Consider the following 20,847-nt stretch of genomic DNA (forward strand, 5'->3'; position numbering starts at 1 on the left):
AAGTTATGCTTACCGCAGTTACTGGTATCAATTGGGGCGATGAGGGCAAGGGCCGCGTCATCGATCTGTTAGCCGAACATGCCGATGTTGTTGCCCGCTATCAGGGCGGCAACAATGCCGGCCACACCGTTGTAACGGAGCAGGGCAAGTTCATCCTGAACCTGCTGCCCTCCGGCATCCTGCACCCGGACGTTGTCTGCGTACTGGGTGCGGGCATGGTGATCGACCTCGACCATCTGGCCGGAGAAATGGATGCCATTGAGGAGCGCGGCGTAAAGGTAGGCTCAGAAAACCTGAAACTTTCAGATAAGGCCACCATCTCCATGCCGTGGCACAAGGTGCAGGACGGCTTGGAAGAGGACCGCCTTGCCCAGAAGGGTGCGGCCTTTGGTTCTACCCGCCGCGGCATTGCCTACGCCTACAGCGACAAATACCGCAAAAAGACCCTGCGTCTGGGCGATCTGCTGCATCTGGACGAAAAGCGCGTGCAGGACCGCCTGCACATGATCCTGGAATCCAAGAATCTGGAGCTGGGTGGCTGCTATCATCAGGAACCCATGAGCTACGATGCTCTGCTGGAATGGTGCCGGATGCAGGCCGGACAGTTTGCACCGTATATCTGTGATGTGGGTGCATTTTTGCAGCAGGCTCACGACAGCGGCAAGCGCATCGTGCTGGAAGCCCAGCTGGGTGCCATGCGTGATATCGATTATGGTATCTTCCCGTTCACTTCCAGCTCCAACACGCTGGCAGCCTATGCGCCGCTGGGCGCAGGCATTCCGAACTGCCGTCTTGACCATGTGGTGGGCGTGCTGAAAGCCTACTCCACCTGCGTGGGTGCAGGCCCCTTTGCCGCCGAGAACGCCATGAGCGAGGATTGGAATGAACAGCTGCGCAAGGCAGGCGGCGAGTATGGTGCGGCCACCGGCCGTCCGCGCCGTGTCGGCCCCTTCGACTGTGTGGCCAGCCGCTACGGCCTTACCTGTCAGGGCGCAGACAAGATCGCCCTGACGAAGCTGGATGTGCTCAGCAGCATGAAAGAGATCCCGGTGATCACCGGTTACACATTGGATGGCGTGCAAGTCCCCAGCTTCGACCCGCTGTCCGACCTTGACCGTGTAGAGCCGGTGGTCACTATGCTGCCCGGCTGGAACAAGGATATCTCCGGCTGCAAGAGCTGGGATGAGCTGCCCAAAGAGGCCAAGGCTTACGTGGAATTTCTGGAAAAGCAGCTGGGCCATGAGATCCAGTTCGTCTCTACCGGAGCCGAGCGCGAGAAGTTCGTGCTGAAAGGAGAATGGCTGTGAGACACTTTATTGAGCCCAACAGCTTTTCTCTGGAAGAGCAGCTGGCCCTTCTGGATCTTGCCGACCGGATGGAGGCCGACCCGGCACCCTATGCCCACCTGTGCGATGGGCGCATTCTGGCAACGCTGTTCTACGAGCCTTCCACCCGCACCCGCCTTTCGTTTGAATCGGCCATGCTGCGGCTGGGCGGCAAGACACTGGGCTTTGCAGGGGCACAGCTTTCTTCCGCCAGCAAGGGCGAGACGGTGGAGGACACCGCCCGCGTGGTGAGCAACTACGCCGATGTGATCGCCATGCGCCACCCCAAAGAGGGCGCACCGCTGCGGGCATCCCTTTCTGCACGTGTGCCGGTGATCAATGCAGGCGACGGTGGGCACGCGCATCCCAGCCAGACCATGATCGACCTCATGACGATCCGCCAGCGCAAGGGGCGGCTGGATCATTTGACTATCGGCTTCTGCGGCGACCTCAAGTTTGGCCGCACGGTCCACTCCCTGACCGCTGCGCTGAGCCAGTTTGAGGGCAACCGGTTCGTGTTCATCTCGCCGGAAGATCTGCGCCTGCCGCAGTATGTGAAGAATGAATCGCTGGAGCCGACCCATCAGATCTATAAGGAAACGGCTGACCTTGAAGCCGAGCTGCCGCATCTGGATGTGCTGTACATGACTCGTATCCAGCAGGAGCGCTTTTTCAACGAGGAAGAATACCTGCGCCTGAAAGGCTGCTACCAGCTGGACGAAGCGCTGCTGCAGAAGGCACCGCAGGATATGCCGGTGCTGCATCCGCTGCCCCGCATCGACGAGATCAAAAAGGATGTGGATGACGACCCGCGTGCCGCCTACTTTGATCAAGTGCACAATGGCGTGTATATCCGCATGGCTATCATTCTGGCGTTGCTTGATATCCCTGATCCAGTTACCGGCAAAAAGGTGCTGGAAGCATGATATAAACCTCTTCCCCGAATCCTAAAAAGAAAGCCGGGCAGACCGCAGTCTGCCCGGCTTTCTGATATTACTTTAATCCACCACCGGAATGTTCAGCCCGAATTCCAGCGGGCGGAAGCGGGGGCAGACGTTCTCGGTGATGCAGATGACCGATGCGGCCAGTCGGCTGCCGATCTCGCAGGACTCGGCCAGCGTTTTGCCGTAGGTCAGGCCGATAGTGGTGCCGGCAAAGAAGGCATCGCCTGCGCCGGTGGTGTCGATCACATCCACCTTCTTGGCAGGCACCACGCCGCACTCGCCGTTGGCGCGGGCATATACGGCACCCTGACCGCCCATGGTGATCACCATACTGGGAATGTTGGCGCTGTGCACATTGGCGGCCAGAACCCTGCACATCTCGTCCGGGGCCAGATGGCCGTAATCATCGGAGAACAGCAGCCCGGCTTCCTGCTGGTTGCACACAAAGCAATCGATCTGCTGCAGAAAATCCCGGCGCTCCATGGCAATACTCATGTTGGAAATGGCCGCAAAAACCTTTTTGTTGTACTTTTTGGCGTAGTGCAGCACCTGTTTTACAGTATCTTTTTCCAGATCCAGCTCCAGCGCAATGGCATCGCAGTCGGCAAAGATCTCGTCGCCCTTTTCCTTTAAAAGGCCGGTGAGGGGAGTGGTATCCGGCCGTTTGGAAATGGCTGCATGCACATCGCCGTCGTTGTCAAAGATGGCCAGCCAGGTGCCCATGCCGTCCGGCACACGCTGGATGTACTTGGTGTTCACCTTGTGGTTCTCCAGCTTGTTGATCACATCCTGTCCCATGCCGGTGTCGTCCACCAGACTGACAAAGGTAGGGCGCAGCTCTACATTGGCGATATCCTCCACCACGTTGCGGCTCACTCCGCCGTGTACCTGCTCAATGCGGCCGGCATTGCGCCCGCCCGGAATATAGGCGGAAAGGGGATAGCCTTTGATATCCACAAAAACAGCACCGAGCACAACGATTCCCATAGCAAAAAACCTTTCTGAACAAGAAATATTTACGTCTATTATACCGTATTCTGACACAATGCGCCATCCCTTTTGCGCAAAAACTCCGCAAAGGTCAGGCAAGGGCTGTCTGCGCTGTGCGCACCAGATATTCCATGGCCTGCATCGGGTACTGTCCGGCAGCAGTCTCACCGGTCAGCATCACGCTGGCCGCGCCGTCCAGCACGGCGTTGTAAATGTCACTCACCTCGGCACGGGTGGGCACGGCGCGGGTGCACATGCTGTCCAGCATCTGGGTCACTACCATAAAGGGCACGCCTGCAGCCCGGCAGGCGGCGGAAAGCTGCTTCTGGCAGCGGGGCAGCTCCCACAGCGGCATGGCATTGCCAAGGTCTCCGCGGGCGATCACCACCTCATCCACAAGGTGGATGAATTCCGGCAGGGCACGCACACCGGTCATGTTTTCAATTTTGGCAAAGATACGGATATCCGCAGCCCCGGCTTCTTCCAGCGCATGGCGCAGGGCCAGAATATCTGCTTTGCCGCGCACAAAAGGCAGCATCACACCGGTAACACCGCACTGCTTTGCAATTTTCAGGTTCTGCAGGTCTTCCTCCGTCAGGGTAGGCGAGGGCACCGCAAGGCCCGGTGCAGCAATGCTTTTGCGGCTCTGCAGGGTGCCGCCGCGCACCACGGTGCACACAAGGGCTTCCGGCAATACCTGTGTGACCTGCACCAGAAGCTTGCCGTCGTCCAGCAGAAGCTGCTGCCCGGGCGCAGCCGCCTGTACCAGAGCTGCCGGGCAAGGTACGCCGTCTGCGCCAAGGCGTACAGAGCTGCCCTCAACCAGAGCAACAGGCTCTGCCAGCGTGCCGATGCGCAGTTCCGGCCCCTGCAGGTCGATCAGCAGCTGGCGGATGCCGGCTGCGCGGATCATGGCCAGCCAGTCGGTGTGCGCCGCCAGCGGCCCGTGGGAAAGATTCATGCGGATGCCGGTCATGCCGGCTTCCACCATGTGCTGCAAGATCGCCGGCTGTGCGCAGGCCGGGCCGATGGTACCATAAAAATCCAAGGTTCATTCCCTCGATTCATTTTTTATTTCTAATGTATATTGTAACATGAACTGTCCGGGTTGAAAAGAGCCGGACGCGGGCAGAATAAGGGGATTGAAAAAATGCGGTAGCAGCCTGCGCAGGGAAATTGCGAAAAATCAAAGACCCGGAACCTTTTTAGAACCGTTTGGCCCTGAAAAAGTTCCGGGTATCGTACAGTATTTTTTGGATGCTTTTTATCGGCAAAGGCCGAGACGCTTTTTGAAGCCCTCCCACAGGCGCACCACCCGCTCCCGCGGCAGGAAATACCCGCAAGGACGGCGATTGCTGGGTGCATTGTGTGACGCGGGTACCGGTACACCTGCCCGAATAACAAAAGAGGCTGTTGCACATCGTTTTAGCCGAAAGTGCAACAGCCTCTTTTTGTTGTGGGCAATCAGCCCTCCGATGCAAAAAATTCTTTGGTCAGCCTGACCACCGTGCCGGAAAGCAGCAGCAACGCGAGCAGGTTCGGAATGCTCATCAGGCCGTTGAAGGTATCGGCAATGCTCCACAGCAGGCCCAGATCCATCGTTGCGCCCAGAATGGACACAAAGGAGTAGACCAGAAAGAAGGGCTTTGCCACCTTATCGCTGCGGCACAGGAACACCAGAAACCGGGAACCATACAGGCCCCAGCCGATGATGGTGGAAAAAGCAAAGCAGCACAGGGCCACGGCGGTAAAGATGGAAGCCCAGCCGCCGTAGGTGGTGGTAAAGCCGCTGATGGTCAGCTCTGCACCGGCAGCGGTGCCGTAGTTCACGGTGGTGCCGCTGCACAGAATGACCATGGCAGTCAGGGTGCAGATGACGATGGTATCGGCAAACACTTCAAAGATGCCGAACATGCCCTGCTTGACCGGCTTTTTGGTGTCGGCGCAGGCGTGGGCAATGGAGCCGGTGCCAAGGCCGGCCTCGTTGGAGAAAATGCCGCGGGACACACCCTTCTGCATACTGACGAACAGGCTGCCGATGGTGCCGCCGGTGAACGCTGCCGGGTTGAACGCGCCCGCAATGATGGACTCGAACACATAGGGCAGGCGCTCAAAGTTCAGCACCATAACGCCCACGGACAGCACGATGTAGAACAGAGCCATAAAGGGCACCAGCTTTTCGCTCACGCTGCCAATGCGCTTGATGCCGCCCAGCAGCACCATGGCCACCAGCATGGCCACTGCGATGCCAACCACGAGGTTCAGGGTAGAAAGCGCACCGCCGCCCACCACGCCGTACTCCAGCAGAGCGGTATCGATAGCGGCAACGATGGTATTTACCTGTGTGGCATTGCCGGTGCCAAACACGGTCAGCACGCCAAACAGGGAATACAGCACAGCAAGAAACTGCCAATGCTTGCTCAGGCCGTTTTTAATGTAGTACATGGGGCCGCCTACCCATTCGCCCGCCTCGCTGCGCTCACGGTAGTGCACCGCCAGCGTGACCTCGGCAAACTTGGTGCACATGCCCAGCAGGGCAGAACACCACATCCAGAACACGGCACCCGGTCCGCCAATGGCGATCGCGCCTGCCACACCGGCAATGTTGCCGGTGCCCACGGTGCCGGCCAGCGCGGTGCACACTGCCTGAAAGGGAGTCATGGCGCCATCGGAAGCGTCTTTTTTGCGGAACATGCGTCCAATGGTGATCTTGATGGCGTAGGGAAATTTGCGGATCTGCAAAAAGCCCGTGCGAACGCTCAGGAGCAGGCCTACGCCGATGATGCACACCATGGCGGGCACGCCCCAGATGAATTGGTTGACCGTCTGATTGACGGCCGTGATCGTCTCGATCATATTTTTCCCACATCCTCTGTTAAATTGCGCTTTTCCAGCCGAAATGCCGGAAAACAAACACCTTATTTTACCGCAGTTTTTGCGTACTGTCAAATAAAATGCACAAAAAAGAGGGAGGATTTTTGGCAAACTCTCCCTCAACTGCTTGAAACTATTTTATTTTACTTGTCCTTCGCCGTCCAGCGCTTTCAAGAAGGCTCAGCACTTTCCAACTGCCTTGCGGTACACCGGGTAAGCCACGATGGCGGACAGCACTTCGGTGATCCAGAATGCATGCCACACGCCGTTGGCACCAAGGAAATGGCACAGCACAGCGGCCAGCGGCATGATGAATACGATGTAGCGGCACAGCGAGATGACCAGCGATTCTGCGCCCTTGCCAAGGCCTTCCAGTGCACCGGAAGAGGTGGTGGATACGGCAGAAACCACAAAGCCCAGACAGATGATGCGCAGGGCAGTCTGGCCGATGGCGACGGTTTCGGGGTTGGAAGTGAACAGCTGCATCAGCGGGCGGGAAGCGAACAGGCAGATGACCGTGCCCGCAGCCATGATGGCAGCACTCATGATGAGGGTGAGTTCGTAGAGCTTTTTCACGCGGGCGTGCTGTTTGGCACCGTAATTGTAGCCAATGAGCGGGCGCATACCCTGCACGATGCCATTGGCGGGCAGATACAGGAAGGTCTGCAGCTTGTAGTAAATGCCCAGCACCACCACGTAGCTCTGGGAAAAGCCCGCCAGCAGGCCGTTCAGGAAGGTAACCAGCAGAGAGGGCAGGGCCAGATTGAGGATGGCCGGCACGCCGATGGCATACAGTTTGCCGTCCAGTGCAGCATCCGGGCGCAGGCAGCTGCGGCGCAGTCGGATAGGCAGCTCAGTACGGACGTAAACGAAAAGGTAAACGCACAGGCTCAGCAGCTGGCCGATGCCGGTGGCAAGGGCCGCACCCGCAATGCCCATGGCAGGCACCGGGCCAAGGCCGAAGATCAGGATGGGGTCCAGAAGGATATTGCACACACAGCCAAAGATCAGCGCCGCCATAGTCACCTTCATGCGGCCCACGGCCTGAAACATCTTTTCAAAGGCCAGTGCCGCCATGTTGATGGTGGCAAACAGGAATACGATGGTGGAGTAGGTGATGCCGGATGCGATCAGGCCTGCGTCGCTGGTGAACCGGCGCAAAAAGCCCGGCATGATGACAATGCTGACAATGGTGATGAGAATGCCGTGCATCAGGCTCAGCGCCATACCGTGGGTGGCGGCAGTCTCGGCCTTTTTGTGGTCGCCCGCGCCAAGGTACAGTGCGATCATGGCATTGATGCCGATACCGAAGCCGATGGCGATGGCGTTGGCAAAATTCTGGATCGGGAACACCAGCGACAACGCAGTCATGGCGTCTTCGCTGATGCGGGCCACGAACAGGCTGTCCACGATGTTGTACAGACTGTTCACCAGCATGGAAATAACATTGGGCAGCGCCATGGATACCAACAGCGGCAGCACCGGTTTTTCTTTCATAAAGGTCTCGTTCATAGTGTTTGCATTGCTCCTGTAGAGAAAAGGAATGAATTGCTGCAGCCGCGGAATCGTCAGGGCGAGACTGCTCGAAAACAAACGCAGACGCAAAAAAGCCACACAATGGCTTTTTTGAAGTCATTGTGTGGCGAAAAGTAGCATACTGCTGTAAAAATCCACACGAATTTTATTAACTGTAGGATAACACGGCTTCCGGCAGATGTCAAGAGGTCAAACGGATAAAGTATGACTTTTATAGACTTGACCATTTTTCACTGGGAGGCTAAAATAAAAATAGATACTTTATAAAATAAGGAGAATCCTGCCATGAAATGGATGATCGCATCCGACCTGCACGGGTCGGCGTTTTATTGCAAAAAAATGATCAAAGCGTTTGAGCGGGAGAGAGCAGACCGGCTGCTTTTGCTGGGGGATCTTTTGTATCACGGCCCCCGCAACGACCTGCCGGAGGGCTATGCCCCGAAGGAGGTCATCCCGCTCCTGAACGGGCTGAAGCCGGCGCTTTTGTGCGTGCGGGGCAACTGTGACGCTGAGGTGGATCAGATGGTGCTGGATTTTCCCATTCTGGCCGACTATGCGGTGCTGCCGGTGGGCAGGCGGCTCGTTTACGCTACCCACGGTCATGTGCACAACCTGAAAAATCTGCCGCCGCTGGCTCCGGGAGATATCCTGCTGCATGGCCACACCCACATTCCGGCGTGGACAGAGTTCGGCGAAGGCAATCTCTACCTGAATCCCGGTTCTGTGAGCATCCCGAAGGAGGGGAGTGCACATAGCTATATGACACTGGAAGGGGAGACTTTCCTTTGGAAAACGCTGGAAGGCGAAGTGTACCGGGAGCTGGAGCTGTGATGGGGGAAATGGAGCTGGAAGAGAAAACGGTTCAGATCCGGGATGATTTCGACCCGGACAAAATTCTGGAAAGCGGCCAGTGCTTTCGCCCCCGGAAGCAGGCGGAGGGCTGGTATCGGTTTGTTTCCGGGAGACGGCTGCTTTACCTCAGACCACTGCGCAGCGGAACCTACACGGTGCGGTGTGAGCCGGGCGCATGGGAAACCTTCTGGCACGGTTACTTCGACCTTGGCCGCAGCTATGCCGCCCTGCGCGGAAAGCTGGACAGCAGGGACGACTTTCTGCAGCGTGCCATGGAATATGGCCGGGGCATCCGGGTGCTGCGTCAGGATGAGTGGGAGATGCTGGTCAGCTTCATCATCTCGCAGCGAAAGAGCATCCCGGCTATCCGCAGGGCGGTAGAGCTGCTTTCGGAGCGGTTTGGCGAGCGGCTGGGCAGCGATAGCGAAGGGCCGGTGTATGCGTTCCCGACAGCAGAAGCGCTCTGCTGTGCCGGGGAGCAGGCGCTGCAGGAGTGCGGTCTTGGCTACCGCACCCGCTACGTGCTGCATGCGGCGCAGCAGGCGGCAGAGGGCACACTGGACCTGAAGAAGCTGGCTTCCCTGCCCGATGAAGCACTTTTTGCCCGTTTGATGGAACTGGACGGTGTGGGCAAAAAGGTGGCAAACTGCGTGTGTCTGTTCGGCTATGGCCGTGTGGGCCGTGTGCCGGTGGATGTCTGGATCGAACGGCTCATCCGGGACGAGTTTGCCGGGCAGGACCCGTTCCCGCAGTTCGGGCTGGAAGCAGGCATCGTGCAGCAGTACCTGTTCTTTTATAAAAGAAGCGTGGGATAAGAACCGCGGAGCCGCAGGCAGGAGCGTAGGATCATCCGCTAAGCAAAAAAGGCAACGGCCTCCTCTGTTTGAGGAAAACCGCTGCCTTTTTATCATTTTACCGCCTGCTTTAACCGTTCCAGATCTTCTGCATCCGGGTGAGAAAGGGCGTTGTCAAAATTCTCGATCAGCGCATCCAGATTGGGCAGATGGATCGGCTGCTTTTTCATGCCCTCATACCGCTGGCGTACCGAAAGCGGCATCTTGCCCTGACACATATAACGGCCGAAGACCGTGTTGCTCCTGTCCAGTGAACGCTCCACCTTTTTCAGGATCTTGTTGAAATACTCCTCACTGCCGCCAAAGCCGGCGGTGCCAAAAAGGAAGATGTTTTTGCCGTGCAGCTGCTTCAAAAAGTCCAAAGTGCTTTCGTCAGCGTTTCCCTTGTCTGTCCAGAAGCCCACATAGAGGTCGTCCGCTTCCATGGCAGCAGGGTCCGGGGTGCCAAAATAGCAGCAGTTTTCCTGTGGCAGACAGGCGTGCAGCGTGTCTGCCAATAATTTTGTGTTGCCTGTTTTACTGCTGAATACGATCGCGTAGCTCATAGTTTCTCCTTTGGTCGGTAACAACAAAAAACACCACACGTTTCCGTGCGGTGCTTTTCCTTCTGGTGGAGAATACCGGGATCGAACCGGTGACCTCTTGCATGCCATGCAAGCGCTCTCCCAGCTGAGCTAATCCCCCAGATGTTTGTGCCGTGCCTGACGACAGGAGTAATTATACCAGCGCTTTGCCGGATTGTCAACAGCTTTTTTGGGATTTTCTGCAAAAAAATTCCCGCCGGGGAAATGCCCTTCCCGGCGGGAAAAATGACTGCGAAAAAACTTACGCTCTTGCGTTCTGCGGGTCGAAGATCTGCGGTGCGACACGGATCAGGATCACCACAAGGACCGTGGTCAGAATGGCTTCGGGCAGCATGTAGGTGGCGTTGTACACGGCGCTGTACAGCCAGCACAGACCGTCCACGCTCATGTTGGAGATGCCGGGAAAGCCGATCTCGGTCATCCAGCTGAAAGCGTAGTCGTAGTCCTTCCAGACGATGTAACCGGACAGAAAGCTGCACAAAAAGCGCAGCAGGCACACCACAAAGGCGCTGACACCGACACCCACGGTGCGGCTGCGGAAAGGCTTTGCGATCAGGCAGGCAAAGCCCAGCACCGTGAAGGCCAGAAGGTAGTCCAGCAGCACGCAGCCCACCTGTGCCGTGAGGGTCTGGCAGTATGCCAGATTGCCAAGGCCCTGCACAAGCTGGATCAGGCTGTTGACGAAAGCGGTCATGATGCCCCACTTTGCGCCGTGGCGGTAGCTCATTACCAGAATGGGCACCATGCTGAACAGGGTGATGGAACCGCCGTGGGGCATGAGCGGGATCTGGATCATGCTCAAAACGGTGGACAGAGCGATCATCAGCGCACCCTCCACCAGAATGCGGGTTTTGGAATAGGTTTTGGTCATAGGGATTCCTCTTCTCAGAACGATAGTACACAAAAACAAAATGCGCCCGCTTTCCAGCAGGCGCACGGGGTTTGTGAAAGAACGGACAGTTCTGCAAACTCCCACGCCGGCATTGTCCGGTCAGGTAAAAGGGTACTCCGCAAAACGCGGATCTCAGCCTTTCGGCACCCCTGTTTTTATGTCCATGCAAAAGTATAGCGCGTCCGGCGCAAAAGTCAAGCCCCGGCGGAACATATCTGCCCCGGCCTGTGCATAGGCTGTACCATAAGTTCACAATGGGAGGAGTCTGGATATGAAGGGAGACCCCGAACAGAGGGCGGTACAGCTGGGCGAATATATCGCGGCCAACCGGGCCACAGTGCGTGCGGCGGCAGCGGTGTTCGGGTGCAGCAAGTCCACCGTGCACAAGGATGTTGCGGTGCGGCTGCGGACGCTGCAGCCGGAGCTGTTCCGGCAGGTGCGTGCGGTTCTGGCCTGTAATAAGGCAGAGCGGCATCTGCGCGGCGGTGCGGCCACCCGGCGCAAATACAGCCGCAGATAAAAGACGGCACACTTCCGAACAAAACGGAAGCTGTGCCGCCTTTTTAGGTTCAGTCCCGGGTGCGGAACTGGCTCAGTGCGCCTTTTTCCAACCGGCTGACCTGTGCCTGACTGATGCCGATCTCCCGCGCCACCTCCATCTGGGTCTTGCCCTGCAGGTAGCGCAGCTCCATGATCCGCTTTTCCCGCGGGGTCAGCCCGGCCACGGTCTGCCGGAACTGCAGCCCGCTGATCCAGCTGTCCTCGCCGTCCGGGTCCCGCACCTGATCGATCACATACATCGCATCGCCGCCATCGGTGTACACCGGCTCTTCCAGACTGATCGGCTCCACCACCGATTCCAGCGCGGCGGTCACTTCGCGCCGGGCAAGGCCCGCCGCCTGGGCAATCTCGTCCATGGTCGGCTCGCGGCCCAGCTGCTTTTCCAGCGCTTCGCGGCTCTGCATGGCCCGGTAGGCGGTATCCCGCAGGCTGCGGCTCACCCGCAGGGCGTTGTTGTCCCGCAGAAAGCGCCGGATCTCGCCAATGATCATGGGCACGCCGTAGGTGGAAAAGCGCACCGGCTGAGCGGGGTCAAAATGATCGATGGCCTTGATAAGCCCGATGCACCCCACCTGAAACAGGTCGTCCAGATTTTCGCCGCGCTGGGCGAACCGCTGCACCACGCTGAGCACCAGCCGCAGGTTGCCTTCCACCATTTGTTCCCGGGCTGCCGCATCACCGGCGTGGGCGCGGGCCAGCAGTTCCCGCTTTTCGGCTTCGGTCAGCACAGGCAGCTTTGCAGTGTTCATGCCGCACAGCTCCACTTTGTTGTACATCCAAACGCCCCCGGTCTGTTTTGATCTTCACCGGGAGTATGGGATGCGCAGCGGCATTGTATGCGTGGAAAAAACTGTGCGCTTTCCCGTTTGACAGGAAAGCGCGGCAAAATATTGTTTTTCGTGCAGATTTATGATATGCTGTATTTGCGGCGGCAACGCCGCCATCAGGCGCTGTGCCCACAAACGCAGGCGGCTAGTCCTTACCGGTACTTGGGTGCCGGCTAAAGACGATTTTTTCTTGAAGATCTCGTTCTCCCCGGATGCCCAAAGGCGGAAAGGGGGGATGCACCATGACGTTTGAACAGGTCGTGCTTCTGCTCACGCTTCTCGGCGGAGCAATCTACGTTACGTTTGAAATTACATGGACTGTTTCTCACAGTGATGACAAAAAGAAAAAATGACCGCCTCGAGTCCCAATCCGAGCGGTCATCTTTTCTTGACTAATCCGGTAAGGAACTAGCCGTTTGCAGGGCCAGCGCCTTTTGTAGTTTTATTATACGCAAATCAGCGTGGATTGTCAAGCCCAGCGGGCGGCAGTCCGCGTTTTTTCACCTCACTCGTTTTCCAATTGTACTTTTAAGGTATGGATGATCCGTTTTTCCAGCCGGGAAATGTAGCTTTGGCTGATGCCCAGTGCGTCGGCGGCCTCCTTCTGGGTGCGCTCAATGCCGTCCGCCAGACCAAAGCGCAGCTCCATGATCTGCCGTTCCCGAGGGGACAGGCTGTCCACGGCCCGGCGAAGAACGGCGCGCTCCGCATCCTGCTCCAGCCGCTGGCTGATCTGGTTCTCATCACTGCCCAGAATATCGGAAAGCAGCAGCTCGTTGCCGTCGCCATCCACGTTCAGCGGTTCGTCGATGCTGGCTTCCTGACGGCGGTTGGAGCTTTTGCGTAAGTACATCAGAATTTCATTGCCGATGCAGCGGCTGGCGTAGGTGGCCAGCTTGATGCTGCGCTCCGGCGTGAAGGTGTTCACCGCCTTGATCAGCCCGATGGTGCCAATGCTGATCATGTCCTCGGCAGGCACACCGCTGCTTTCATACTTTTTGGCAAGGTACACCACCAGCCGCAGGTTGTGGGTGATCAGGTCGTCCCGGGCAGCGGCATCGCCTGCAGCCATACGGGAGAGCAGGACTTTTTCCTGTTCCGGGGTCAGGGGCGGGGGCAGGCTGGGCGCGCCCGCCAGAAAATGTGCGCCGCCGCAATAGCCCAGCCGTGCAAGGAGCCAACGCCAGAACCGGTGCAGAACATGAAACATGAATACCCCTCCTGTACATCTATAAGTATCGATCGCATCAAACGCTTCTCAGCGGATGCCCAGCTGTACGGCCAGTTCGCTGCCCAGCAGAGCTGTCCATGGCTGCTGCGTTTCCGGGCGGCAGAATGCGGCCAGAATGCCCGCTGCACTGCCTTTGCTGGTGCGCAGGGCCTTGGCCGGAACGGCAGGCAGCACGCAGTGCCCGGCAATGGTGGTGCAGGGCACCAGCCGCACCCGCAGCTCCGGCGGCGGTGCCGTGCCGCAGGCAAAATAACGGTCCAGAAATGTGCGCAGCTCCTGCGGCAGGGCGCTGCGCACGGCAGGATAATAGACCAGAACCACTGCCTGCCCGGTCAGCGGGTCCTGCACTGAGAAGCCGGTGTCGCAGAAAGCCTGTACGGAGAGGGCTGCACCTTCCAGCTCCAGCACAGCGGCAAAGCAGCGGGTGCCTGCACGGCCAAAGCAGAACAGTACGCCGCGCAGCACGGCAAGCACTGCACCGCAGCACAGCAGCAGCCGGCCCGGAGACAGCGGCAGATAGACGCAGAGATTTGCGCTTTGCACTCCGGGCAGCAGCACGGCTCCGCACAGCAGCAGGTTCAGCAGCAGATACCACACACACAGCTGCACAAAATTGCGCAGGCCCGGCACGCCGTAAGCCGCAGCTACAGCGGCACAGCAGGTGAACACCTTATAAAGGAAAGCTGCAGGGCCGGGCAGCTCCGGCAGCAGAATGCCCAGCGAAGCTGCTGCCGCTGCCGCACTGCCCGCCATCAGCCGCAGGCCGCTGCACTGCCGCGCACACAAAAGCCCTGCGCCCAAAAGCAGCGCTGCTGCGGCCAGAAAGTTCGTCAGCAGCAGTTCGTCCAGATAGATCACGGTTTTCATACACGATCCCTTTCAAATTCCAGTATCTTCCAATTCTGCAAAAAACCATGTCGCTGTGTGCAAAAAAGCGGCTTCTGTAAGAATTTTGAGACCGGATTTTCACAGTCTATCACATTTTTCACATTTTTTTCAAAAAAGTACTTGAACATTTCTGGAAAGTGTGGTATATTATTGCCATCCTAGTAAGGGACGTAAGCCAAACAAATGGCTTGCAAATATCTTTCTAAATTTGAAGGGAGAAATTCATTATGATGATGCCTGCAAACTTCTCTGCTGTTGCAGAAAACGAGATGACCTACGTTGTTGGTGGTAGCCTGGTTGATGTCCTGGCTCCTGCTATGAAGACTGAGAACTGGCAGAACGTTTCCGCTAACGTGATCAAGATCGTTGGCAACTCTTTCCTGGATGCGTACACCAGCTCCATTCTGGGCCAGCTGTTCGATGGCAACTACGTTCCCGGCGATGTGATCGGCTTCTCTGTTACGAATCTGGATAAGGCTTACAACAAGGGCTACAACACCTTCGGCGGCAACTGGGGCTTTGCTGTTGGCGCTCTGAATGCTGGCATGCAGATCCTGGGCGGCCTGTCCGCTATCTACACCCTGGGCAGCGGCTCCATCGGTCTGGAAACTAAGAAAGGCACTCTGCCCACTCTCTAATAACTAATCTTTCCTGAATAGGATAGATAGTTTGATTTGACATAGCGTTTGTTGTGTCAGGTAAAAGAGCTAGAGAGGCCCCGCACAAGACAAGCAATTGTTTTGTGCGGGGTTTTTGTTTGCATAAAAAACTTAGCAGGCTGTGGGAAAACGGCGCAGGGATGGAATGAGAATAACCCATTCAAAAACAATTTCCCGATGGCAGACAAACTGCTGCAGAATTTTTCAAAAAACAGTTGACAACTCCCGGATGTGCTGATATAATAAATCACGTCGTCAGGCACGGCACGAACATCTGGGGGATTAGCTCAGCTGGGAGCACGATGCACCCAGAAACACACCCCCACAGCGATGGCTGATGACGATTAAGTTCCCACTAAAGATTTTCCATTCCAGAGGCTTGCTTCTGGAATTTATGGGGGATTAGCTCAGCTGGGAGCCCAAGCAGTGCGCTCACGCACCCCCATGACTGAACTTCATAAAACGTTTCTTGTTTGAGCATCTCTTTTCCAGAGGTTTCTACTTCTGGAAAATTATGGGGGATTAGCTCAGCTGGGAGAGCGCTTGCATGGCATGCAAGAGGTCACCGGTTCGATCCCGGTATTCTCCACCATTGGCTCAAATAAGAGTTACAAACACCGTTGATTTCAAATCGAAGTCAACGGTGTTTTTGTGTTTGTCAGCAAGCAAGTTCATCGCTATTCTCCAAATACTGTGCAAGATCAAAGTTGAAGTCCACATGGATTTGGTATCCGCGATAAACTTCTACCCTGCGGATAAGCTGGCTGACGATCATCTTTTTTGCTTCAAAGCTGGCACTATCGTACAGGTCTGCGTAAGAGATCAATTCTTCGTATGCTGGCTCCTTTCATTGTTTCGGCGGCGGATGGTCGTTTTGACTGCCCGCTCTACGGTGCGCAGGACTTCGCGGCTGATGTCGCTGACTGCGGCACCGAGTGTGTAGACAGTGTCCGGGGTGGAAAAATTGTAGATAGCCTGAAAACTGTCTTTGTCAAAATAGCCATCCGGTTCAAATCCGCACCGTTCCAGCAGCGTGTAAGTGATGCTGATTGCGGCGGCAGACTTGAACTGCATTTCCAACCCGGCACTATCATAGTCCATCAGGAACGAACCGTCAACGATGGCGCGGATATCTTCACTGTTGTTGTCCCAATAATCTGCGACCAGCTTTCCGGCAATATCGGCAAGCTGCTGACTGACCCGTTCATGGCTGATGCCGTATGCGGCAGTCAGCGCATCGGAAACAGGCTGTTTCAAATCATCGTTATACTGCCACAGGTCGGGGTCACGAGAATTGCGGCGCACACCGGTGTCCGACACATCAAAAACGTAGTGCAGACGCGGGTATCCGCTGGATTCATCCAGCAGAGCGATGCCTTTGGAGCCCCTGCGCACATAGCGGTTCATCCGGTTGTTCCAGATATCGTAGTCGGCGCAGGCGGTAGCATCGGGCCGCTGAGCGTAGATCATCAACTGGTCTGCAAAGGGGTACTTGTACAGCCGGGATGCGGTGGTCAGATAGTCCGTCCAGCTTTCCCAGTACCGAGTCAAGCCGTTCGCCGTGCGCTGGGCAAGGGCAAGGTATTCTTCGGTTTTGCTTGGCATTTTGGCCTCCTTCTTCAGATTTTAGGGTATAAAAATAGCGGGCAACCGTTTTGAGGGTCGCCCGCAGAGGGTGTGTAATAATTTGATAGTCCGTCAAACAGGAATTGATTTACTTTGTTTGTAAATCTTCCAGAAAGAAAATTCCCTCTGTTAGGTTGACAAACATTTCCTTGTCCTTGATTACATGAATTTTATTGTTCCACCAGACAGTAGTGTTATTAGCGGAGATTGTTTTGCTTGTTCCATCCTTGAGAAAATAAGTAATTGTAATAGCGGGTTCTTCTTCGCTATTCACTTCCCCAAATAAATCATATTTCAGAAATCCCGTTAGCTTTAAGGCTAACTCAATGTCCTCACTGCTCGAAATTTCTTTAACATCATCCGTGACACTCGGATACGTGATATTTACAGACTGAATATCATTTATGCGGGGCAATCCCCAAAGATACATACCATTAGTAAATATGTTGATTGATTTTGAAGAAGACCGCTTGACTGCCGCCTGCGGTAATTGCAGACAGCCGAATCGGGTTATCTCCATTGGTCACGCCACGGTTTTGCCGTACCAGCCGCTTCATGGACTGCTTGCCCTGTGAAGCGTGCTTGTCGTACTGCCGCAGCAGAAACTGCATCCCGCGCAGCAAGGTGCGGGCAGACAATTTTGTGGTCGAGATGGCAAAGTTGACCGTCTTATGCTCGATTTCTTCCTGCATCGTTACCACCTCCCTGAGAGGAATTCAGCTTAACGGTCATGTTCCACCGGGGGCTTGCTCACAGCCTTTTCTGCATCACTCCGAATCGATTCATCCGGCACCGGAATGACCATCAGGCGACGCCCCAGAGGGAGAAAGGCTTCGGGTTGATGGAATTCTTCTTCGTACTTCTGCGCCAGTTCCGGGGAGAGCGATGTGAAATCCTCCTCTCCCAGTCCCACCACCAGAAAGGTTCCGGCAATGACATCGTACATAAGCCCGTCCTCGTCCCACAGGGCACGGTTCAGCGGCAGACCCATGAGCTTGCCATCATCGTTGTAGACAATGGCGACCGGATCTTCAAAAGGATAGCTTGCGCCGATGGAGCCGCCCACAACCTGCTGCAAAGCCTTCAAGTCGTTATCGATCTCGACCTGCTGCGGATACTGTCCCGGTGCAATTTTCAGCACCGACAGAGTGTTCTCGTTCTGTTCCATTATCGTCCTCCTTGAATTTGATGGTGATCTCCTGCCCGGCACGGGCGGCATTCAACAGCGCTGCCACAAAGAAGCCGAAAAAAGCGCCGGTTTCAAACAGCATAAACCCAAAGACAAATCGCATCAGTCAACCTCCGACAGTTCCACACCGATACACCGTTTTCCGTCTTTGTCGTAGAAAAACAGGTGTGCCAGAAGCCAGTCATCCAAGTCCAGCTTCTCATAAATGCTCGGAAGAATAAGGAAGTGGTCATTGTCCTTCCGGCAGAGAAAGGCTGTATATTTGAGTTGAATTTTCATATAGTGCGAGATATAATGATTATAAAAGCAACAGAAGGGGTGAATTTCAATGCAGGAACTTCAAAAAATCGCCGTGGTGATTGATGCCGATAATACCCAAATTTCAAAATTGGAAGATGTGTTTCATGAAATCTCAACACGCGGCAGAATTGTAGTAAAGCGTGCTTATGGCAACTGGCATAAACCAACGTTAAAAAACTGGGGTGAGATCATCAAACGGTTGGCAATCAAAGCTGAGCAGCAATTCGACTATGTTTCGGGCAAGAACGCAACAGACATGGCACTGGTAATTGATACCATAGAACTTTTGTATACAAACCTTTATGATGCGTTTGTTATTGTTTCAAGCGACAGTGACTATACTCCGTTGGCAATAAAATTGCGTGAAGCAGGGGTTTATGTTATGGGAGTTGGTGAGCAAAAAACCCCTGTTGCTTTCCGGAATGCCTGCGATGAGTTTCTCTTCTTGGAAAACTGCTCTTCTTCAGTTGAAGGGAACGATGCACACGATGTTGCTAGTTCTTCCCCAAGCGATGAACAAGATGCTGCTAGTTCTCCCCAAAAAGAAAAAGCGGAAGTGCCTATATCTCCGAACAACGAAAAAGAAGAATCTACAAAGCAACTCAAGGAGGATGCACAGAAAACGGATTCAACTCCAATTGCTAGTTCTGTCCCCGCTGAAGAGAATTCCGAAAAGAAAAATGATCTAAACGAAATTCATGCTTTATTGGAAAAAGCCTATGATACCTTCCAAGACGAGGATGGGTGGGTCAATGTAGCAAAGGTAGGACTGTTCTTAAGAAGAGCAAAGCCAGACTTTGATAGCCGAACTTATGGTTTCCAAAAGTTGAGCCTTTTCCTCAAGAACTTCCCTGAAAAGTATGATGTGAAAATAGTCGGAGAAAAGCCCAACATCATTGCCGTATACCGTTGTGTGAGCAACGAAAACGACTAAACAGACTGTCGGATGTATATGTAAGGCGGCAAACGCCGCCAATAAATTATGCTTCTGTGTTGTTCTCCTCACCGGTGTCCTCCGGCTCGTCCTCGGTGGGAATCTCAAAATCGCCCTTGTCCTCGGTGTAGTTTGCATCGGGGTCAAGGGCTTCTTTTTCGGCCTGCTTTTTCTGCTTCTGCTTTGCGAAAGCGTAGAAAATGCCGCCTGCCGCCAGCGCAATCAGCACGACTACGCCCAGAAAGCCGGATGCGATCTTTGTGACCTTGTTTTCCTTGGGCTGTTCCTCGCCGGATGCCGCCGCTTCTTCTGCGGCTTTCTTGGCTTCTTCCTCGGCTTTCAGCTTATCCTGTTCAGCCTGCGCCGCTGCTTCTTTTTCAGCGGTATAGGCATCGGCAGCATCTTCCTCCATCAGAGCCAGAAGGTCGGCTTCGTCTACAAGGTTCATAAAGTGGACGGTCTGCTGCCCCTTGGCGTTGCGGTCAATCACCAGATAGAAAGTCGCACCCGACTTCGACACCAGCGTAATGAACTGCTGTCCGCTGCCATCAGAATAGTTGGTGTGGTAGTCGTCCACCAGCGTCAGGTTGCCTTCCGGGGTCAGGGCACCAGAGGTTTCGTCCGTGACGGTGACAACATCTTCCTCCACCACTTCCGGCAGAACCGGCTGTTCCACCGGGGTGGAATCGCCCTCAAAGGCAAAAGCGGGAGCTGCCATGCCGATGCACAGAACCGCCGACACCAGCAGTGTGCCAAATCTCTTAATCTTCATCCGAATCGTCCTCCTTCTCAAAAGTTGCACCCACAGCGGACAGCGCAGCCGGGTTCGGGGTAGTGGTGGCCGACTGCCGCAGCAGGGCGGCAAGCTGTTCCGGCGTGACCTTTGCAGTCCGCACCATCTCGTTGACCTCGGCGGAATCCTCCTCCTGAATGCGCCGCTCCAAAATTTCGATACGATTGTTCAGTTTGATGCGGCGTTCCTTCTCTTTTGCCAACATCGCCCGCAGCTTATCCGATTTTTCGCTCATAAAACTCCTCCAATCATTTTGAAAGCCGTCCGAACCCGGCGAGATGCTTCTCCCAGTAGGACGAGTGAATGGTCAACAGTCCGTCAGCGGGGCGATGTTTGGTCAATGTGATAGTTTTGCTCACTTGCGCTTCTCCTTTTACAATGTGTGTTCGCTTTCTTTTGGCTGGGTCTGTGATTTTTTCTGTTCAAGTGCTGCCTTGCTATCGTTCAACTTCTTCAGCACCGACTCCTTCTCCGGGGTCTTACCGCCCGGTGCGGAAAGCTGCTGCTTATTCAGCACCATGTCGATATACTTGCGGATATTTTTCAGGGCAGAGATGCTGGACACGCCCCGGTTTTGCCGCAACAGAGTTCGGACGCTCTGCTTGCCTTGGGACGCCTTGGACTGGTACAGCCGAAACGCCGCCTTTATTGCCCGCAGGACAGTCCGGGCAGACAGCTTGGTGGTGGAGATCATAATGTTGAATGACTTAGCTCACCCAAGAGAGCGCCGTGCATGGACTGCAAGAGGGTCACCGTGATCAGAATCGGCCCGGTAATCTCCACCAGAAGGAAAAAGCACTACACAGAAACGTGTGGTGCTTTTTTGTTGTTGCCAAACGAGTGAGGGCTTAGCTCACCCAGGAGAGCGCCGTGCATGGACTGCAAGAGGGTCACCGTGATCAGAATCGGCCCGGTATTCTCCACCAAAAAAGCACTGTACTTCGTAGGAAGTATGGTGCTTTTCTTTTTATACAGACGCAGAAAAAGG

Annotated in this window: 24 protein-coding genes, 2 tRNA genes, 1 pseudogene and 1 riboswitch; of the genes and pseudogenes, 8 read left to right on the forward strand and 19 right to left on the reverse strand. The window is 55.4% G+C overall.

Annotated elements, in window-relative coordinates; genetic code table 11:
- Positions 1–5 precede the first annotated feature (5 nt).
- Both DWY76_RS04900 and pyrB read left to right on the forward strand, forming a co-directional pair.
- Positions 6–1,307 carry an adenylosuccinate synthase gene (locus DWY76_RS04900; protein ID WP_120080162.1) on the forward strand — a complete coding sequence of 434 codons (1,302 nt, stop codon included), beginning with the start codon at positions 6–8 and terminating at the stop codon, positions 1,305–1,307.
- A complete protein-coding gene (pyrB, locus tag DWY76_RS04905; RefSeq protein WP_044954226.1) occupies positions 1,304–2,251 on the forward strand; it encodes an aspartate carbamoyltransferase in 948 nt (315 codons plus the stop codon). The genes DWY76_RS04900 and pyrB overlap by 4 nt, the downstream gene beginning before the upstream one ends.
- A gap of 72 nt (positions 2,252–2,323) precedes the next feature.
- Here pyrB and DWY76_RS04910 read toward each other — a convergent pair whose 3' ends face one another.
- The 4 genes from DWY76_RS04910 to DWY76_RS04925 all read right to left on the reverse strand — a co-directional run bounded on the left by DWY76_RS04910 (position 2,324) and on the right by DWY76_RS04925 (position 7,645).
- Entirely contained in the window at positions 2,324–3,256 is a 933-nt protein-coding gene (locus DWY76_RS04910) for a carbohydrate kinase family protein (protein WP_097775313.1), read from the reverse strand.
- A gap of 94 nt (positions 3,257–3,350) precedes the next feature.
- Positions 3,351–4,307: a pyruvate kinase gene (gene pyk, locus DWY76_RS04915; protein ID WP_120080164.1), complete on the reverse strand. Its 957-nt coding sequence runs from the start codon at positions 4,305–4,307 to the stop codon at positions 3,351–3,353.
- A 416-nt stretch (positions 4,308–4,723) separates the two neighbouring features.
- Positions 4,724–6,115, reverse strand: a complete 1,392-nt coding sequence (locus tag DWY76_RS04920; RefSeq protein ID WP_120080166.1) for a sodium:alanine symporter family protein — start codon at positions 6,113–6,115, stop codon at positions 4,724–4,726.
- Between the two features lie 198 nt (positions 6,116–6,313).
- Positions 6,314–7,645: an MATE family efflux transporter gene (locus tag DWY76_RS04925; RefSeq protein ID WP_097775315.1), complete on the reverse strand. Its 1,332-nt coding sequence runs from the start codon at positions 7,643–7,645 to the stop codon at positions 6,314–6,316.
- A 309-nt stretch (positions 7,646–7,954) separates the two neighbouring features.
- Here DWY76_RS04925 and yfcE point away from each other — a divergent pair, with 309 nt between their 5' ends.
- A complete protein-coding gene (gene yfcE / locus DWY76_RS04930; RefSeq protein ID WP_120080168.1) occupies positions 7,955–8,500 on the forward strand; it encodes a phosphodiesterase in 546 nt (181 codons plus the stop codon).
- Positions 8,500–9,336: a DNA glycosylase gene (locus DWY76_RS04935; RefSeq protein WP_120080170.1), complete on the forward strand. Its 837-nt coding sequence runs from the start codon at positions 8,500–8,502 to the stop codon at positions 9,334–9,336. The genes yfcE and DWY76_RS04935 overlap by 1 nt, the downstream gene beginning before the upstream one ends.
- Before the next feature lie 92 nt (positions 9,337–9,428).
- Here DWY76_RS04935 and bilS read toward each other — a convergent pair whose 3' ends face one another.
- From bilS to DWY76_RS04950, 3 genes are all read right to left on the reverse strand, one after another.
- Positions 9,429–9,920 carry a flavodoxin family protein BilS gene (gene bilS, locus DWY76_RS04940; protein ID WP_005945663.1) on the reverse strand — a complete coding sequence of 164 codons (492 nt, stop codon included), beginning with the start codon at positions 9,918–9,920 and terminating at the stop codon, positions 9,429–9,431.
- 63 nt (positions 9,921–9,983) lie between these two features.
- A tRNA-Ala gene (locus tag DWY76_RS04945) sits at positions 9,984–10,059 on the reverse strand.
- Between the two features lie 141 nt (positions 10,060–10,200).
- Complete coding sequence (locus tag DWY76_RS04950; protein WP_097775318.1) at positions 10,201–10,830, reverse strand: energy-coupled thiamine transporter ThiT; 630 nt, start codon at positions 10,828–10,830, stop codon at positions 10,201–10,203.
- 82 nt (positions 10,831–10,912) lie between these two features.
- Positions 10,913–11,012: riboswitch (TPP riboswitch) on the reverse strand.
- Positions 11,013–11,122: 110 nt separating this feature from the next.
- Here DWY76_RS04950 and DWY76_RS04955 point away from each other — a divergent pair.
- Positions 11,123–11,371 (forward strand): sporulation transcriptional regulator SpoIIID, encoded by a 249-nt coding sequence (locus tag DWY76_RS04955; RefSeq protein WP_005945675.1) that lies wholly within the window; start codon positions 11,123–11,125, stop codon positions 11,369–11,371.
- Positions 11,372–11,420: 49 nt separating this feature from the next.
- On the opposite strand, the gene sigG is transcribed toward DWY76_RS04955, so the two are convergent.
- The 3 genes from sigG to DWY76_RS04970 all read right to left on the reverse strand — a co-directional run bounded on the left by sigG (position 11,421) and on the right by DWY76_RS04970 (position 14,337).
- Entirely contained in the window at positions 11,421–12,188 is a 768-nt protein-coding gene (gene sigG / locus DWY76_RS04960) for an RNA polymerase sporulation sigma factor SigG (RefSeq protein WP_005945678.1), read from the reverse strand.
- Between the two features lie 556 nt (positions 12,189–12,744).
- On the reverse strand, positions 12,745–13,449 hold the full coding sequence (locus DWY76_RS04965; protein ID WP_005945695.1) for a sigma-70 family RNA polymerase sigma factor: 705 nt from the start codon (positions 13,447–13,449) through the stop codon (positions 12,745–12,747).
- A gap of 48 nt (positions 13,450–13,497) precedes the next feature.
- Complete coding sequence (locus DWY76_RS04970) at positions 13,498–14,337, reverse strand: sigma-E processing peptidase SpoIIGA (protein ID WP_120080172.1); 840 nt, start codon at positions 14,335–14,337, stop codon at positions 13,498–13,500.
- Between the two features lie 248 nt (positions 14,338–14,585).
- Here DWY76_RS04970 and DWY76_RS04975 point away from each other — a divergent pair, with 248 nt between their 5' ends.
- Complete coding sequence (locus DWY76_RS04975) at positions 14,586–14,996, forward strand: hypothetical protein (RefSeq protein ID WP_120080174.1); 411 nt, start codon at positions 14,586–14,588, stop codon at positions 14,994–14,996.
- A gap of 537 nt (positions 14,997–15,533) precedes the next feature.
- Positions 15,534–15,609 (forward strand) — tRNA-Ala (locus DWY76_RS04980).
- A gap of 66 nt (positions 15,610–15,675) precedes the next feature.
- Here DWY76_RS04980 and DWY76_RS04985 read toward each other — a convergent pair.
- The 5 genes and pseudogenes from DWY76_RS04985 to DWY76_RS05005 all read right to left on the reverse strand — a co-directional run bounded on the left by DWY76_RS04985 (position 15,676) and on the right by DWY76_RS05005 (position 17,811).
- A complete protein-coding gene (locus DWY76_RS04985) occupies positions 15,676–15,843 on the reverse strand; it encodes a hypothetical protein (protein WP_207665827.1) in 168 nt (55 codons plus the stop codon).
- Positions 15,840–16,622 carry a hypothetical protein gene (locus DWY76_RS04990; protein WP_165852570.1) on the reverse strand — a complete coding sequence of 261 codons (783 nt, stop codon included), beginning with the start codon at positions 16,620–16,622 and terminating at the stop codon, positions 15,840–15,842. The genes DWY76_RS04985 and DWY76_RS04990 overlap by 4 nt, the downstream gene beginning before the upstream one ends.
- 109 nt (positions 16,623–16,731) lie before the next feature.
- Positions 16,732–17,073 (reverse strand): hypothetical protein, encoded by a 342-nt coding sequence (locus DWY76_RS04995; RefSeq protein ID WP_243111937.1) that lies wholly within the window; start codon positions 17,071–17,073, stop codon positions 16,732–16,734.
- Between the two features lie 19 nt (positions 17,074–17,092).
- A pseudogene (locus tag DWY76_RS05000) lies at positions 17,093–17,335 on the reverse strand (DUF6054 family protein); the annotation flags it as partial.
- Positions 17,336–17,364: 29 nt separating this feature from the next.
- Entirely contained in the window at positions 17,365–17,811 is a 447-nt protein-coding gene (locus DWY76_RS05005) for a DUF3846 domain-containing protein (protein WP_120080178.1), read from the reverse strand.
- A gap of 349 nt (positions 17,812–18,160) precedes the next feature.
- Here DWY76_RS05005 and DWY76_RS05015 point away from each other — a divergent pair, with 349 nt between their 5' ends.
- A complete protein-coding gene (locus tag DWY76_RS05015) occupies positions 18,161–19,066 on the forward strand; it encodes an NYN domain-containing protein (RefSeq protein ID WP_120080182.1) in 906 nt (301 codons plus the stop codon).
- A gap of 46 nt (positions 19,067–19,112) precedes the next feature.
- Here DWY76_RS05015 and DWY76_RS05020 read toward each other — a convergent pair whose 3' ends face one another.
- From DWY76_RS05020 to DWY76_RS14185, 4 genes are all read right to left on the reverse strand, one after another.
- Positions 19,113–19,838: a DUF4366 domain-containing protein gene (locus DWY76_RS05020; protein ID WP_165852571.1), complete on the reverse strand. Its 726-nt coding sequence runs from the start codon at positions 19,836–19,838 to the stop codon at positions 19,113–19,115.
- Positions 19,828–20,094, reverse strand: coding sequence for a DUF4315 family protein (locus tag DWY76_RS05025; protein ID WP_120080184.1), 267 nt, complete (start codon positions 20,092–20,094; stop codon positions 19,828–19,830). The genes DWY76_RS05020 and DWY76_RS05025 overlap by 11 nt, the downstream gene beginning before the upstream one ends.
- Before the next feature lie 138 nt (positions 20,095–20,232).
- The gene (locus tag DWY76_RS14335) at positions 20,233–20,553 is read right to left on the reverse strand and encodes a DUF3801 domain-containing protein (protein ID WP_120080186.1); all 321 of its coding nucleotides are present in this window, start codon (positions 20,551–20,553) and stop codon (positions 20,233–20,235) included.
- Positions 20,554–20,657: 104 nt separating this feature from the next.
- On the reverse strand, positions 20,658–20,847 hold a 190-nt coding region (locus DWY76_RS14185; protein ID WP_207665828.1), incomplete at its 5' end, for a hypothetical protein.

Origin of the sequence: Faecalibacterium sp. AF27-11BH (assembly GCF_003603005.1) — a bacterium.
GTDB lineage: Bacteria > Bacillota > Clostridia > Oscillospirales > Ruminococcaceae > Faecalibacterium > Faecalibacterium taiwanense.